General features: G+C 60.9%; 1 protein-coding gene. It reads right to left on the bottom strand.

Going from position 1 to position 225, the window contains the following annotated elements:
• The coding region (locus J5M56_RS26585; RefSeq protein WP_207938263.1) for an immunoglobulin-like domain-containing protein at positions 1-225 on the bottom strand (225 nt) is incomplete at both ends.

Here is a 225-nt window from a genome sequence, read left to right on the forward strand (position 1 = left end):
TGACGGTCGAACCATTGTTGTAGACATCATTGGCCGGCGTCTGGAAGTCAACGCTACCAGTGCTCTGCCCAGCTGCAACAGTGATGGTCTGGCCGTTGGACAGGGTCACGGTCACCGGCGTCTGAGCGGGGTTGCTCAGCGTCACGGTGTAAGTGATCACGCCACCTTCGGTCACGCTTGGAGTAGCGGTCAGAGTGGCGGTGGTGGTGTCGACGGAGTCCGCGA

This window comes from Pseudomonas sp. 51_B (genome assembly GCF_017491595.1).
Taxonomy (GTDB): Bacteria; Pseudomonadota; Gammaproteobacteria; order Pseudomonadales; family Pseudomonadaceae; genus Aquipseudomonas; species Aquipseudomonas promysalinigenes.